Origin of the sequence: Pseudomonas ovata, assembly GCF_003131185.1 — a bacterium.
Classification (GTDB): Bacteria; Pseudomonadota; Gammaproteobacteria; order Pseudomonadales; family Pseudomonadaceae; genus Aquipseudomonas; species Aquipseudomonas ovata.
In genome coordinates this window covers 222,970-236,076 of sequence record NZ_QFFU01000006.1, presented here as the reverse complement: position 1 = coordinate 236,076, position 13,107 = coordinate 222,970, and the positions used below count along the sequence as shown (strand labels likewise).

Genomic DNA, 13,107 nt, shown 5'->3' with positions numbered 1-13,107 from the left:
ATTATTCCTCTTGAGGGGTGGGCTCGGGCGGGCCTTCCAGCCCACCCTTGGGCAAAGCATGCATACCGGCAGCGCGGCGCTGGGTGACCTCGCGCACACGCTGACGGAACACTTGCTGCCAGGGTTCGCCCGTCATGGCGGCCGTTTCGAGGTCTTCGTTGCTGACCCCGATCTCGATACGCTTGCCGGCGGCATTGGCTTCTTTCAGTTCATCAATGGCCCCACGGGCGGGACCAATCCAGATGCTTTTGCAATAAGCCTTACGCTTGGCCGGTTCGGCATAGCCGGGCAGATCGATCAGCCCACGGGCCACCGCTTCGTCAATGATCAGCTCGCGGCTCGGCTGGCAAAAATCGCAGGCCAGCCACCAGCGCCGCAGGCTGTAGAAACGCCAGGCCTGGAGCATGGCGGCGCGGGCGGCGCTGTAGCTGCTGCTGTAGTGCAGCATCAGTTCATCCAGCGGCAGTTCCAGCGCCGCACCGATCTCTTTCACCACCGCCGTGAAGAACGGGTCGAACTGGGCATTGGGCCGGGCTGGGTTGGCGATCACCGGTTCTTCACCGGTGCCCAGATCCACGATTGCGCCCTCGCCCAGGGCCAACTCACCGTCGGCACTGGTATCCCCCGACTCGCCTTCGTTGGCCAGTGCGGTCATCGGTAGGTTGCCTGCAGGGAAGTCAGACGTCTTCTTGATGAACACCGTGAACATGGCCGAGATCACAGCGGCCATCAGTTCAGCGCTGCTGTAACGCTCAAGCTTTTGCAGGGGTTCCAGCACCGGTGCAAGGTACGGCACACCCCGGCGCTGACCAGGACGCTCTTTGTCGGACATGATGTGCAACACCCGGCGCCGTCCCGTTTCGGCGCCGAACACCGACAGGCGTTGCCACTGCAACGGCTGGCTGGCCAGGTGCTCACCGGGGTACCCGGTGCAAACGTGGTAAGCAACCGGCGCGCCCAGTTGATCGAACTCAACCCCTTCGACCATGTCCACGCGGTCAAGGCCGTTATTGGGGTTGGACACCCGCTCCGATTCGATCAGTTGCAAGCGCGTGCTGAAAACGCAGCCTGAGCGCTCCTGGTCGGGGCTGGCCGCAAACACATCGCCGGCCACCATGGACGACACCAGCACCAGGGCCTGGAGCTGGTAATGGTTGAGTGACGCTTCCGCATCGCACTCCCGAGGGTCATCGGCGTAGATCGACCACAGCCGATCCAACTGGCTGTTAAGGTCGGCAGCATGTTCTTCGGTCAGGCCCAGCGCCTCGTAATCCACCTGGGCGCGACAAGCGAGCCCCGTGCCGACGACATTGGTGCGCAGACGGGTGATGGCGGCACGGGCGATCAAGTGGTTGCGCATCGCGTCCCGCGAGCGGGCCACCAGCATGCGGCGCTCGCTCTTGTTGTAATCGCGTCGAGGACTGCCCAGGCCGGGGATCCAGCTGGCCATGGAACGCAGCACACGCGAAGCACCCCGCCAGCGAGTTTCCACACCGCCACCACCGCCCTGCGCCACCACCTGCTGGCCACCGACCGTGGCCTTGGCCACTTTGATCGCTTCCTGCATGAGTTGCTCGGCAGGGCTCTTACGGAATGGCCACATGATCAAATCCCCATATACGAGATACGGTTGCGACCACGGCCACGAGCGGCCGCTTGTTCGGCGGCCACTTCCTTGGCGTACTGTGCTTCCATCAAGCGCAAGCTGTTCAGCTCGGCCATCTGGACTTCCCGGTCAGCCCGGCGCAAGCGCTGGCCGTTTTTCAGGACGGCCGAGATCGCCGCCCGGACTTCGTCAAGCCGTCGCTGTGCATCTGTCATGTTGAAACCTCAGTTAGCCGACGCGGCTGCGCGTACCCCGGCCGCGTGCAGTTGCACGGCGAGGAACCGGTGCGACCGGCTGGTCGGTGTTGAAAAGGGTTGGCTGCAGCAGCTGCTGCTCCAACTGGTCCCACTCCTGATCACGCAGCAGGTGGGTCTTCAGGCTACGGGCCGCATGCAGGGCGTACACCTCGCAGTCCAGTGCTTCGTTGCGCCGCCCGGCCTTCTTCTGCCAGACCATCTTGCTGGGGTTACGCGCATGCGGTGCCAACACCTCGTTGGTCAACTGCTCGTAATAATCAGCGCGGATCTCGCTGTACCAGTGCATCCGGCCGGGGCCGCTACCCTTGAGGCGCATGCGTCCATCGATCAGGGTCTTGGCCTTGTGTGTACCGACGATGAACACCCGCAGCCCATACTTGGCAGCCTTGGTGTTGTCCTGGCTGGTGTCGCTCGATTGCGCCGGCTTGGTGAAAATCTCCTTGTCGCGGCTGTCAATCGAGGCGCCTTTGATCGCCATGATGTTGAAGCGCTGACGCTCGCGAACGTAGGCATACACGGCATCGTTGGTGTTGCCATCGGAGCTGTCGATGCTGACCGCCGACACCGCAAGGTGGGCCCCCCCCTCGGTGGGGATGGGCCGGGCAATGATCCGGTCCAGCTCCTGCCAGACCGGATCGTGCTGATCAATCGGATTGCCAGGCAACTCGCCCCAGTACAACCGCCAGGACTCTTCGCCCCGGCCCCAGCCAACGATGACCAGGGCCAGTCGGTCACCCTGTACGTCCACACCGACCGTCACCAGCAGCACGCCCTTCGGCGCGACCATTTCGGCATAAGGCTCGGCGCGTTTTTCCAGTTCATCGGTCTTGGGCGCGTTGCTCTTGTACTCGTAGCTTTCGCCCATCGAGCTGTTGGTGAAGGCGATCATCGGGCCGATGTTGCCCTGCGAGGCGGCATGTTCGGCCTGTAGCTTTTTCTCTATCAGCACCTCAAATCGCGAGCCGTAGAAAGTGGCATACAGTTCGTTGAGGATGTAGCCCGCAATCCCACGAAACTCGGCCGTGGCCACCCAACGCCCACGCTTGAGGTTGGCGTTTTTCTGGTTGTCGTCCCAGACCACCGAGCAATGTGGGCACACGTAAAAGGCGCTCTCAGGGCGCCGCTTGCCGTACACCTCATGCAGATAGGTCGGGTCCTCATCGCAATGCAGGTTGTCGAAGCTCAGTGCATGCGACTCGCCGCACTCATGACAAGGCACCATGCCGACGCGCTTATCCGACAGTTCAAGCTCGGCATCAATGGCCGACAGTCCCTTGATCGTGGGGGTGCCGCCGATGATGATCTTCGAACGCCGGAAGGTTTTCAGGCGCTCCTTGGCCAGCTTGATACTGTCCCCCTGCCCCCGCAGGTTGAGGTTGCAGTCGTCAGGTTCTTCGACCGCGACACGCGGCACCGGCGTCGACTTCACACTGGCCGGGCTGTTGGAGCCGACCATCTTCAGGAAGCCGCCCGGAAAGCGCTTGAAGTCCTGCCGTTGCTGCAGCTTGCGGCTGCGCAGATCGACCTTCTTGCGCAACCGGGGCGTGGCCAGAATCATCGGCTCCAGCTTTTCGGCCACGTACTGCTTGGCCGCATCGGCTTTGGGGAACAGCACCAGGATGGGCGAAGGGTCGAGGTCGATCCACTTGCCCAGGGCGTTGCCCAGTACGCCGGACGTCCACGCCACCTGGGCAGACTTACGCCCGACGATCTCGGAAACGTTGGGATCGTCCAGTGCCTCCAGCGGGCCACCCGGCCAGATCAGGTGCGGTGTGATATCGAACCTGTACTTGCCTGGGCGGGCCGATTCTTCCGGGGCCAGCCAACGAAACTTGTCGGCCCAGTCAATGATGCTCATGCGTGGCGGCGGTGCCCACCGGCGGCATGCCTGCTTGATGCCCTTAATCGCCGCCTTCTTCAGCGCTTTCCGGATCGTCCTGTTCGTCAAGATCATCGACTGACTCGGCATCGTCCTCATCATAGTTGGAGAGCCTCCTCAGTATCGTTTCAATGGGGTCGCTGATCAGGTGGATATCCACGTCGATGCCGTAGCGAGCAGACAGATCCGCTGCCAGGGCATCCGGGAATGTGTTGAGCAATTCAACCTTGGCCGAGGTGATCACCGCTTCGAAGCGCTGGATCATGTCGGCCGCCACCACCACCTGCTCCAGATCCTTGGCCAACGCCACTTCTTCGCGGTCGCCCCGGATCCGGTCGAGGCGATCACGGGTCGTTTCCTTCTTGCCGTTGAGCGCGGCCTGCTGCATGAGCCACTGGATCACGGTCTCGGTGTCGTAGCGGTTTTCGTTGCCACGACCCTGGCCGAACTCAAGGACCGGCATTCCGTCGCTCTGCCAGCGGGTCAGGGTCCGTTCATCACGGCCGACCAGCTCGCCCAGTTCAGCCTTGCTGACTACCCTGCCCATACATAACCCTTTGAAAAGACGGACATCCCTGTCAAAAACTCAGCTGCACGAAACCCGAGAGTTCCCGTACCCGTGCAGGGGCCGGCCCCGAGGGAGGACCCAAAAAACCGGTTTTGGCCCTGAGGTCACCCGCCCCCACCCCCTACTGCCCCGGCTCGCCGGGGGGCAGCGGCGCCGAGACGCCCAGGCGTTTTGCGGCCCAGCGTTCATAAAGCCCGATTGCCACGTCGGCGCCGGCCATCGCGGTCAGGCAACCAAATCCACCGGCCGTCCAGATCGACACCCCGGCGGCATACAGCAACATCATCGTCGACAGACCGCAGACCACGCAGGCGCCGGAGCGCAATGCAAGTCGGCGTATCAACGACCAGCCTCGGGCGCCATCCTTATCGGCCCGCCACATCTCACCCGACACCCCGCCGACCAGGGCCAAGATGATCACCAACCAAATCGGCATCTCAGCCAAGGCCTGTTGCTCGTCCGTCATAACAACCTCGAATTGAAAAAAAGAAACCCCGCCGAATGGCAGGGTTTGGAGTGCTGGGTGAACGACCCAAGCTGGATGCACAGCACGTGCCTTGGAACGCCGTTAGGCGGAAATCTCAGATAGTGGCGACTTTGTACCTGCGTTCGGAAAAACCGAAAAGGGGCGTTTAACGGTTGGTCTGAATGTGGCCAGAATCCAACAAGGATACGACCACAATACGACAACGTACCCCGACGAACGGTCAGGGCTTCGGGGCCTGCTTGAGCTGCACACTCAGCTTCCCGGCAATAGCCCGTGCGGGTCCGGCACGCAGGATCAGTATCGTCATGACCTGCTGATGCAACGCTGTGACCCAGTTGCGGTACGTACGGTCAGCACCCTCTGCAATTCCCACCTCCCGCATCTGCTCCCGAACCGTCGCGTGGTCCAGGTACCGCAGCTTGGCAAGTTTTGCGAGCCGAGGCCCACGCATGGCCGCCCCGTTAAAATTGCGCTCAAGCTCGGCCACCGCTGCATCGACTTCGCTAGCAATGCGATCAAGCCCCATACCGTCCTTGAGAATTCGTGATCCAGGCGTACCACTGGGTGGCAGCCCCTTCCATTCCATGATGGTTCCCATTTGGCTGCCTACTCCAGAACTCAGGCCGAGCCGGGCGTGCTGCTCACCCCAATGAACCATCAGGCTCTCGATCTCAGCATTCATGCCCAACCCCCTTCAATTTCGAACCCAACACACTTAAAGGCCAACCCAACACACACCCAACACACTTAAAACCTAACAAAAACAATGAATTAATAATAAATGTGCAGGGTGTGTAGGGTGTGCAGGCTTTTTTAGAGTTCGCATGGATATTTTTTTCTGTTGTTATTGCCGGATGAAATTCGTGCGCACGCGCCTGCGCGCACGACAACCCTACACACCCAACACAGCACCCGGCAGGCCGTGAAAACAGGGCACTTTTGCTGTGCAGACGATGAAACACCAACCCTACACAACCCTGCACACCCAACACACTTTCATGCGAAGTCATGCGGCCACCGCTTTCACATGGTCCCAGTTGTCCACATTCCACCCTGCCAGCCGCGCAGCAGCTCGCCAGGCCGTAACGCACGCCCCAAGATCGGCCGATCCCCATGATGGGGGCAGGGAAGCCTGGTCATCGTCAGGGAAAAAGAAGATGCCGAACCTTCGGGTGTTACGATCCGTGTAGGGAATCCCCCTGTCAGTCTTGGGCACGTCGGCACTGAGGAACTCGGCAAACCGGGTGTGGCTGACTGAGCCCTCTTTGCCTCTGCTGCACCACTCCAGGAACAATGCGTAAAGGTCGCTGGATAAACATGCTCCCCACATGTTCTGGCCGATCTCACCAGTACGCCAAAGGTGCAGGAACGCTTGCCAACCATTGCGACTCAGCGCAACCAAGCGCTGGCGAGCAGCCGTCTTTGGTGGTCGGGTGCGCTGGTCAAAATCGCCCAGATCGACCCTCAACAGCCAGCCATACAACGCTGCCACACCATCGCCATCCAGCTCACGCCCGATGGCTTTCTGCCGCTCGACTGAAAGTGTCTCAAGCGGCCACACCACCAACTGTCGCCGGTCACTGTCACTGATTGGCCATGGCAGAATCTCGTTCGACAAGAACACCGCGTTCATGAAGTTCGACTCCTCCCAACCGTTCACGAACTTCGATTCCATCCGAACAGTCTTGCCGGTGACCAAGTGCTTGATCTTGCCCACCTGGTTGTAACGTTGGTCGCGGGAAACCACCTCCTCAAAGACTGCCCACAACTTACGGCTTTGCCAGACGTTGAAGTTACCCTCCAACTGGGCCTGCCCCACCGTGGCTGCGTACTGTCCATATAGTCGGCCCATGATGTCGGCGAACATCAGGCTCTTCCCGGAGCCTTCCATGGTTGAGTGCATCAGCACTGCGGTATCCATCTTCGACCCAATGTGTTGCAGGGGATAGGCAAGCCAACGCAACAGCCATTGCCACGGCTCATCCTCATGGTTACAAAGAGATTTGATCAACCAGAGAATGTTTTCGCACGCCGCCGGGTTGTCGATGGGTTCGAGCGGCAAGCCCTCAAACGTGTTGATGTAGACCGCTGGATCCTTTGTCAGAGTCGGGTCAAAGACGATGTGATCGACGTCTACCACTCGCCGATCCGGGCTGTTCAGCCACATCTGATAGAAGTCGCCCAGGGCCATCTTCAACGCGCCCTCAGGGATACGGCGCTTTTTCTCTCTGTCCCAGACATCCTTCGTACCGTCGATATAGACATACCGATCAGTCGGAGACATGCCCAGCGCACCACCTTTCTTGCCGGCATTCTTGCGGGCACGCTCAATGTCTTTCACCTGGTCGTCGCCGATCAGCTTGCGATCAGGGTCATCGATCCACGTCTTGTACGCAGCCTTGCCGATCAGCGTCTCGAACGCCGTCTTCTTCATGCGCATGGCCTTGTCGACGTCCCACACTTGAGTGGTGCCCTCGATCAATGCGAAGCGCCGAACGACCTGCGCACTTCCAAACGCCTCCCCCTGCCCCCCGGTTGCAGGTGGCGCCGCTTCGCCGCTTTGGCCAGGCTCGCCGTTGCCACATGGGGTCGGGGGAAGATCACCAAGCGGCGGCGGGTTCGGACTCGATATTGACGAGCTGTTCGAGAGTCCCAACATGCGTGCCGCCTCTTTCACTGCACGCGCCTGGTCGCCATCATGCTCAAGCAGACAGAACACCTCGAACGCATCGTTCTTGTGCCCGTTTGCAAGTGGATCGGCGGCGTGGTGCGAGTAAACACGGCCCTCATCCTTATCCACCGTAATACCCGGCAAGCCGGTGCTTGATCCGGGGTAAAGCCACTTGCTGCCTTTTTGGATATAGCCATTGGCGCGCAGCAGCTCGGTGACGTCATGGCAACGATTGAACTCATCGATCACTGATGGCCGGTTGCCGGCCGGCGGCGAAATACGCTTGGGCTTGGCCGGTGCAGCTTTGGGTTTTGGCGCCCACGGGCACGCTGCACCGCCGTCTCGCTTGACGATGTCCCAGTTATTCCAGAGAGCTAATAGTGCATCTGGCACCACTGGCAGCCCATCAACTGGCGGGGTCCGCCATACATACGGCTTGCCTGTGCCTGGGTGGATCGAGGGGGGCAATACGTCTTGCGTTGCGCCGGCCCGTAGCTCGAAAACGGTCAGCCGCGGATACTGCGCCGCCTCGGCCCGATACAGCTTTTCACGGGCCTTGTCGCCCGACGTAGCAGCCTCTCGTGCCTTACGCATCAAGTCTCTGTGCTTCGAGCCATCCGGGTCGTTTTCATTCGGCCAGGCCAGCGCATGCTGGCTTAGCTCTACACCCTCGGGCGCACGAAACATGATGCGGAATCGTGCCGGGTTACCCACTACTGTCGGGTACACCAGAGCCAGCGCATCAAGATCGATGCCGAATTGGTCATAGAGAACCTTGCGAGTCCACTGCACGTCATCGACATCCAACGAGCAGACCCCGCTGGGCGCATGGACGACACCCATGTTGGATGTTGGGTTTTCCTTCCAGTAAGCCTCGGCGGCAACAGGATCGGTGAAGTAGCCGCCAGGCTTGTTCCAGGCAGCACCTTTCGGCCCCTTCTCACCAGGTGAGATAGGGACCAGAGCCATGTTGAGTTTTTCGATGTAGAAGCGGGCAAACGACGAGATGGGAGAAAACGCATCGATCATCGACGGCGCTCCCGCAGCGATTGGCAATCAATGCAAGTTACGCAGCCAGGCAAGGCAGCGCGACGGCGCTCAGGGATAGGTTCGTCGCAGTCGTCGCAGTAAAAAGCGCTTGCAGCCGTAGAAAGAGCAGGCTGTCGATGCAGCGCAACTGTCCGCAGATACTCAGCATGGTCGTTAGCCTGGTCGATGATGTCAGCCATTTTCACGGACCTCCAATGCTTTAGCTGCGCCGGCCATGATGCCTAACACTTCGCGGATAAGATCGTGCCCAGCCTTCTCCAAGGTCTCAACTTCATGCTCCTCCCACACGTTGTCGGCAGCGCCGTGGTGCATCGTCGCGACAAAGTGCCCAGCTCGCGCAAGCATTTCGCCGACAGCTTTCAAGGCTTCCTGGGTGGCCGGAACTGGTTCTGGCTTATACCAAACAGCCCCCGCTGGCCGCATAAGGGCATCCAACAGACGAGGGTTGTCAGTCAGTCGAATGACATCCTCAAGCTCATCGGCCGACAGCCAACGGCGCTCTTCTTCAAGGTGGAGTTTTTTCTGCAACGCATCGGGGTCAATAACCATGGCAAAAGCAAGAGCAGTTACCCCGCCCTTGTAGTCACGCCCAGCGCGGTAAAGCGCATGACGCAGTGAAAGGACTGGACCCGGGTCCGGCAATAGGTCTGTACGACTCATAACCGTAAATGCTCCTTTTACGGTGTTGCTGATCGGCAGGGCACACCCTATCCTTCAGCCACGACCGAACGTTGTGTTTGCGTGCTGTGGGCACGACGTTTCGTTTGAGCCGGTCAGAAACGCTTGTGGTGAGGGGTTCTGGCCGGTGAAGCTGATAGCGTTAAATCGTTGTCTCTGTCTTGCCGGGTTACCTGTGGAAGGGAAATTCCGGCATGACAGCTTTATGCAACCTTGGAGCCTCGCAAATAAGCCCAGTCGATGTCTGGACGGAGCTCCTCACAAGTAACCTTCCCTTGAGACTCTCGCTCAATGTCCACAGCCAAACCGGCAGCAGCCCGACGGTTGCCGTAGGACACCTGACGAAGCTGACCAACAGTTGTCTTGCAGCGCAAAGCGAAACCATCCGCTGATGGCTTGTCCAAGCTCTTCAAATATTCGTACAGGGTCATATGCACCTCCTATCGAGCAGCGAGATTAGCAAATGCTAATTATCATCGCAATAGCAAACCGTAATTTACTGTTTGCTAACAGAAAGCGATGATTCGGAGATGGATATCAAAGAACTTCGAATCAGGGCTCTGCGCCAAACGATGGGCGACCTGACTCAAAAAGATTTCGCCAACAGCCATGGCTTGGACGCGTCTTATCTATCTCAATTGCTGAACGGTCACCGGGCTCTCGGAGAAAAAGCCGCAGCAAATCTTGAGCAAAAGATTGGACTCTCCCCAGGCAGCCTTGTGGCGCCTGCGGCAAACGTCTCACCAGAAACTGAAAGACCCGCAGCGAAGCCAGTCCTCGACAAAAAGCGCCTGATGGAAACACTCGGCTTCATTACCATTCCACACTTGAATGTGGCCGCCTCCATGGGTCCAGGGAATGTCCCCGAGCATCATGTGGAGGTCATCCGCGACATCACTGTGAATTTCGATTGGCTAAAGACACAAGGCCTCGCATTTTCCAACCTCGACAATTTAGCAATCATCACCGGAGACGGGGATAGCATGGAGGGTACCTTTCGAAATGGTGACTCCCTGTTGGTGGATCGAGGCATTACCGAAATCAAGACAGATGCAATTTATGTCTTCACCCTTGACGGTGAGCTGTTCATCAAGCGCCTGCAAAGGATGACCAAAGGCTCGTTACTGATGATCTCTGACAACAAAGCGTACGAATCCATAACGCTAGAAGGCGCCGACCTGGAAAAGGTTCACATCCAGGCACGAGTGCTTTTGGTATGGAATGCCAGAAAGCTGTAACCCCGTGAAACTGTCTCGAAGACCCGCCAAACATGCGGGTCTTTTTGTATCCGCTCCCTATGTCTACTGCAGAAACATCTTCGGATAGATCGTGCACATTTCCCGTAAAACTCTTGCCACAGCCCTGACTTGACAATACTGTATATACATACAGCAAACCAAGGAAGTGCATCATGGCTAAATCCAAAACCCAATCCTCTCCTGCCCCTACCTCAATCGATCACCTGGGTGCTCGTTTACAAAAGGTAATCAACTCCCCCTCAGCACAGAAAAATCGAGAGGCGGTTATCTATAAAGCGCCTGACGAGTTACAAGACGATTGGAATCAAATTATGGAGGCGATCATCGAGACAGAGGGTGTCCATGTGACTCCTCTCGATGACGGAGGGGTACGCGTACATTGGGACGTGCCCAGCACAAACTGAAAGAGAAAAATCAAATAATTTAGCAAATGCTATTGTGGATACATTTAGCTTTTGCTAATTTTGCATTGCACCCCTCACCAAGGTACTTGCAATGCAAACTCCAAAACGTTCCACAGGCTGCCAGGTGTACCTGCACCCGGCAGCAACCAACCCCCGCGCCATTGAAGCGATCCAGCGCACTACTGGCCTGATCGTCATCGTAAGCACCAAGCGCCGCGCCGCGTTGACTGTGCCCACCTCTCCATTCGGGGGTGACGCAGCATGAAACAGATCCTTATCGGCCTCACAGGCCACGCACGCACCGGCAAAACCACCTCTGCCGATCACCTGGCCAGCGAACATGGTTTCCAGACCTATGCCTTCGCCACTCCGCTCAAGGAAGGCATCGCCGCGATGTTCGGTCTGAACGTCGAAGATCTTGAAGGCGAAGACAAAGAGCAGCTGATCCCGTGGGTGGGCCGCTCACCACGCCAACTGATGCAACTGCTCGGTACCGAGTGGGGGCGCGACATGATCAGCGCGAGTATTTGGGTCGACATCGCCGAGCAGAATCTGGATGCGCTGGCCGAGCTGGAGCCCTATGCACCTGGCTTTGTGATCAGCGATGTTCGGTTCGAGAACGAAGCGGACTTCATTCGCAAGCGCGGTGGCCTGATCGTCCACATGACGCGCAACGACGCCCCTGACGTGAACGCTCACATCAGCGAGCTGGGTGTGGCCGTTCACCCACATGACTTGGTGATCAACAACGATGGCGAGCTGACCGACCTGTACGGCCAGCTCGATCAACTGGTCATTGCCCAGCACGCTGCCATCGCATCCAAAGCCGCTTGAGGTCCGCATGAACAGGAACCTCGACTCAACCGCAGCAGTCCTGGGCCTCGGCTCCAGGGCTCTGCGCCAACGGCTTCGTGAACTGGGCATCTTGACCCAGACCGGCGATCTGGCGAGCAAGCACGTCGGCCAGGGATACCTATTTGCCGACCCGCGCAGCCGCTGGAACCAGGCGATCCACACCTATACCCACTACTCCGTCGTGATGGTCACTGAACGCGGTGTGGCTTGGCTGGCAAAGCAACTGGGTATTTCGATCAGCACGCAGGGCAAGGACGGCACCGCATGAGCACAGCACAAAACGCAATCACCCAGGCCGTAGGGGCACTGAAGCTGATCCCTATGTACCTCAACCACCCGACGATCATCAGCCGAGCCACGCTCATCGGGGCCAGTGCAGAAGCACTGACCCTGCTCGACGCGCTTCCAGCGGCTGCTACGGAACTGGCAGAAGTGTTTCGCCGCGTCGATGCGGTCGTGCAACCAGGGCAAGTCGCGTACGTGACACCAACCAAATGCCCTGAAAAGCCCTTCGGCGCGGTCGTTGCGGACTCTCACGGGCGCTTGCTGGCGATAGCCGTTGGCAAATCCAAGGAGGAGCTCGCAGAGCTGATCCGCATGCAGCTGCAAGCTCTGCCCATCCCGGCGGGGTCCGGGGAGGATCGAGTGTGAGCCAAACGCTTGATCTGTTGCGCAAGGAGTTCGCGACTCCTTGCCCAACGTTAACCGCAGTTCGCAGCCGCTACTTCACGCACATATCCAGCGACCGCTACCTGCTCCGAAAAATTGCTGCAAAGCAGATCGTCCTGAAAGTCACTCGCTTGGGCGGCTCCAGCAAGGGCCAGCCAGTTGTGTATCTGCATGACTTAGCGGACTACCTCGACAGCATCGGCGCACAAGTCGCGTGACACCGCCCATGGCGGCGACCAACTACTGAGAGACACAGCACATGCAAACAGAACACATCATTGCTTTGGGCGGCCTGATCCTAGGCTTCGCCGCTCTGACCTACGCGTTCTTCCGCGCAATCACCACGGCTCATCGACGTGGCCGTGAGGCAGGAAGCAACGAGACAACTGCCAACCTTGAGCCACTGATAAAGTCCCAAAAGAATGCCATCGCCACAGCTTGGCAGCAGACAAGCCGATTGGATGAACAGCTGGCACTGGCTCAGACCGAGCTTGAACAGTTGCGCACGGCAAAGCGACTGGCCGTAGCCCTAACACCAGGCGACATCGGCCTACTGATTCAGGCGGCCAATACCATTGACCTTGCACAGCGGACCTGGGCACCCATCAAGGGTGCCGAACCGATGGCACGCAAGGCGGGCACGTTGCACGCAAAACTGGAGACCCTGAATAGCCGTCTCTCAGCAGCAGCCACCCAAGCAGCACGGGAGCAGGCCGCATGACAG

The 13,107-nt window shown here is 58.9% G+C and carries 17 protein-coding genes; 7 read left to right on the top strand and 10 right to left on the bottom strand.

Annotation, left to right across the window (positions count from 1 at the left end):
• Window position 1: 1 nt before the first annotated feature.
• From DGA31_RS11290 to DGA31_RS11245, 10 genes are all read right to left on the bottom strand, one after another.
• On the bottom strand, window positions 2-1,603 hold the full coding sequence (locus DGA31_RS11290; RefSeq protein ID WP_109512575.1) for a phage portal protein: 1,602 nt from the start codon (window positions 1,601-1,603) through the stop codon (window positions 2-4).
• 2 nt (window positions 1,604-1,605) lie between these two features.
• On the bottom strand, window positions 1,606-1,821 hold the full coding sequence (locus DGA31_RS11285; RefSeq protein WP_109512574.1) for a hypothetical protein: 216 nt from the start codon (window positions 1,819-1,821) through the stop codon (window positions 1,606-1,608).
• Between the two features lie 13 nt (window positions 1,822-1,834).
• Entirely contained in the window at window positions 1,835-3,721 is a 1,887-nt protein-coding gene (locus tag DGA31_RS11280) for a phage terminase large subunit family protein (RefSeq protein WP_109512573.1), read from the bottom strand.
• A 43-nt stretch (window positions 3,722-3,764) separates the two neighbouring features.
• A complete protein-coding gene (locus DGA31_RS11275) occupies window positions 3,765-4,289 on the bottom strand; it encodes a terminase small subunit (RefSeq protein WP_109512572.1) in 525 nt (174 codons plus the stop codon).
• Between the two features lie 142 nt (window positions 4,290-4,431).
• Window positions 4,432-4,776, bottom strand: coding sequence for a phage holin family protein (locus tag DGA31_RS11270; protein WP_056834483.1), 345 nt, complete (start codon window positions 4,774-4,776; stop codon window positions 4,432-4,434).
• A gap of 241 nt (window positions 4,777-5,017) precedes the next feature.
• Window positions 5,018-5,479: a hypothetical protein gene (locus DGA31_RS11265; RefSeq protein ID WP_109512571.1), complete on the bottom strand. Its 462-nt coding sequence runs from the start codon at window positions 5,477-5,479 to the stop codon at window positions 5,018-5,020.
• 324 nt (window positions 5,480-5,803) lie between these two features.
• Window positions 5,804-8,497, bottom strand: coding sequence for a DUF5906 domain-containing protein (locus DGA31_RS11260; protein ID WP_109512570.1), 2,694 nt, complete (start codon window positions 8,495-8,497; stop codon window positions 5,804-5,806).
• On the bottom strand, window positions 8,494-8,697 hold the full coding sequence (locus tag DGA31_RS11255; protein ID WP_109512569.1) for a TraR/DksA family transcriptional regulator: 204 nt from the start codon (window positions 8,695-8,697) through the stop codon (window positions 8,494-8,496). The genes DGA31_RS11260 and DGA31_RS11255 overlap by 4 nt, the downstream gene beginning before the upstream one ends.
• Entirely contained in the window at window positions 8,690-9,178 is a 489-nt protein-coding gene (locus DGA31_RS11250) for a phage regulatory CII family protein (protein ID WP_109512568.1), read from the bottom strand. The genes DGA31_RS11255 and DGA31_RS11250 overlap by 8 nt, the downstream gene beginning before the upstream one ends.
• Before the next feature lie 221 nt (window positions 9,179-9,399).
• On the bottom strand, window positions 9,400-9,627 hold the full coding sequence (locus DGA31_RS11245) for a transcriptional regulator (RefSeq protein WP_109512567.1): 228 nt from the start codon (window positions 9,625-9,627) through the stop codon (window positions 9,400-9,402).
• A gap of 99 nt (window positions 9,628-9,726) precedes the next feature.
• Here DGA31_RS11245 and DGA31_RS11240 point away from each other — a divergent pair, with 99 nt between their 5' ends.
• From DGA31_RS11240 to DGA31_RS11210, 7 genes are all read left to right on the top strand, one after another.
• Window positions 9,727-10,434: an XRE family transcriptional regulator gene (locus DGA31_RS11240; RefSeq protein WP_109512566.1), complete on the top strand. Its 708-nt coding sequence runs from the start codon at window positions 9,727-9,729 to the stop codon at window positions 10,432-10,434.
• Window positions 10,435-10,607: 173 nt separating this feature from the next.
• Complete coding sequence (locus DGA31_RS11235) at window positions 10,608-10,859, top strand: DUF1654 domain-containing protein (RefSeq protein ID WP_109512565.1); 252 nt, start codon at window positions 10,608-10,610, stop codon at window positions 10,857-10,859.
• A 261-nt stretch (window positions 10,860-11,120) separates the two neighbouring features.
• The gene (locus tag DGA31_RS11230) at window positions 11,121-11,693 is read left to right on the top strand and encodes a deoxynucleotide monophosphate kinase family protein (protein ID WP_109512564.1); all 573 of its coding nucleotides are present in this window, start codon (window positions 11,121-11,123) and stop codon (window positions 11,691-11,693) included.
• Between the two features lie 7 nt (window positions 11,694-11,700).
• The gene (locus tag DGA31_RS11225; protein WP_109512563.1) at window positions 11,701-11,982 is read left to right on the top strand and encodes a phage antirepressor KilAC domain-containing protein; all 282 of its coding nucleotides are present in this window, start codon (window positions 11,701-11,703) and stop codon (window positions 11,980-11,982) included.
• The gene (locus tag DGA31_RS11220; RefSeq protein ID WP_109512562.1) at window positions 11,979-12,365 is read left to right on the top strand and encodes a hypothetical protein; all 387 of its coding nucleotides are present in this window, start codon (window positions 11,979-11,981) and stop codon (window positions 12,363-12,365) included. Before DGA31_RS11225 ends, DGA31_RS11220 begins: the two co-directional genes overlap by 4 nt.
• Window positions 12,362-12,601: a pyocin activator PrtN family protein gene (locus tag DGA31_RS11215; RefSeq protein ID WP_109512561.1), complete on the top strand. Its 240-nt coding sequence runs from the start codon at window positions 12,362-12,364 to the stop codon at window positions 12,599-12,601. The genes DGA31_RS11220 and DGA31_RS11215 overlap by 4 nt, the downstream gene beginning before the upstream one ends.
• Window positions 12,602-12,642: 41 nt before the next feature.
• On the top strand, window positions 12,643-13,104 hold the full coding sequence (locus tag DGA31_RS11210) for a hypothetical protein (protein WP_109512560.1): 462 nt from the start codon (window positions 12,643-12,645) through the stop codon (window positions 13,102-13,104).
• Window positions 13,105-13,107 lie beyond the last annotated feature (3 nt).

Excerpts from the sequence above, each read along its gene's own strand:
- DGA31_RS11290 (WP_109512575.1), bottom strand. The coding sequence starts at position 1,603 with ATGTGGCCATTCCGTAAGAGCCCTGCCGAGCAACTCATGCAGGAAGCG.
- DGA31_RS11285 (WP_109512574.1), bottom strand. The coding sequence starts at position 1,821 with ATGACAGATGCACAGCGACGGCTTGACGAAGTCCGGGCGGCGATCTCG.
- DGA31_RS11280 (WP_109512573.1), bottom strand. The coding sequence starts at position 3,721 with ATGAGCATCATTGACTGGGCCGACAAGTTTCGTTGGCTGGCCCCGGAA.
- DGA31_RS11275 (WP_109512572.1), bottom strand. The coding sequence starts at position 4,289 with ATGGGCAGGGTAGTCAGCAAGGCTGAACTGGGCGAGCTGGTCGGCCGT.
- DGA31_RS11270 (WP_056834483.1), bottom strand. The coding sequence starts at position 4,776 with ATGACGGACGAGCAACAGGCCTTGGCTGAGATGCCGATTTGGTTGGTG.
- DGA31_RS11265 (WP_109512571.1), bottom strand. The coding sequence starts at position 5,479 with ATGAATGCTGAGATCGAGAGCCTGATGGTTCATTGGGGTGAGCAGCAC.
- DGA31_RS11260 (WP_109512570.1), bottom strand. The coding sequence starts at position 8,497 with ATGATCGATGCGTTTTCTCCCATCTCGTCGTTTGCCCGCTTCTACATC.
- DGA31_RS11255 (WP_109512569.1), bottom strand. The coding sequence starts at position 8,697 with ATGGCTGACATCATCGACCAGGCTAACGACCATGCTGAGTATCTGCGG.
- DGA31_RS11250 (WP_109512568.1), bottom strand. The coding sequence starts at position 9,178 with ATGAGTCGTACAGACCTATTGCCGGACCCGGGTCCAGTCCTTTCACTG.
- DGA31_RS11245 (WP_109512567.1), bottom strand. The coding sequence starts at position 9,627 with ATGACCCTGTACGAATATTTGAAGAGCTTGGACAAGCCATCAGCGGAT.
- DGA31_RS11240 (WP_109512566.1), top strand. The coding sequence starts at position 9,727 with ATGGATATCAAAGAACTTCGAATCAGGGCTCTGCGCCAAACGATGGGC.
- DGA31_RS11235 (WP_109512565.1), top strand. The coding sequence starts at position 10,608 with ATGGCTAAATCCAAAACCCAATCCTCTCCTGCCCCTACCTCAATCGAT.
- DGA31_RS11230 (WP_109512564.1), top strand. The coding sequence starts at position 11,121 with ATGAAACAGATCCTTATCGGCCTCACAGGCCACGCACGCACCGGCAAA.
- DGA31_RS11225 (WP_109512563.1), top strand. The coding sequence starts at position 11,701 with ATGAACAGGAACCTCGACTCAACCGCAGCAGTCCTGGGCCTCGGCTCC.
- DGA31_RS11220 (WP_109512562.1), top strand. The coding sequence starts at position 11,979 with ATGAGCACAGCACAAAACGCAATCACCCAGGCCGTAGGGGCACTGAAG.
- DGA31_RS11210 (WP_109512560.1), top strand. The coding sequence starts at position 12,643 with ATGCAAACAGAACACATCATTGCTTTGGGCGGCCTGATCCTAGGCTTC.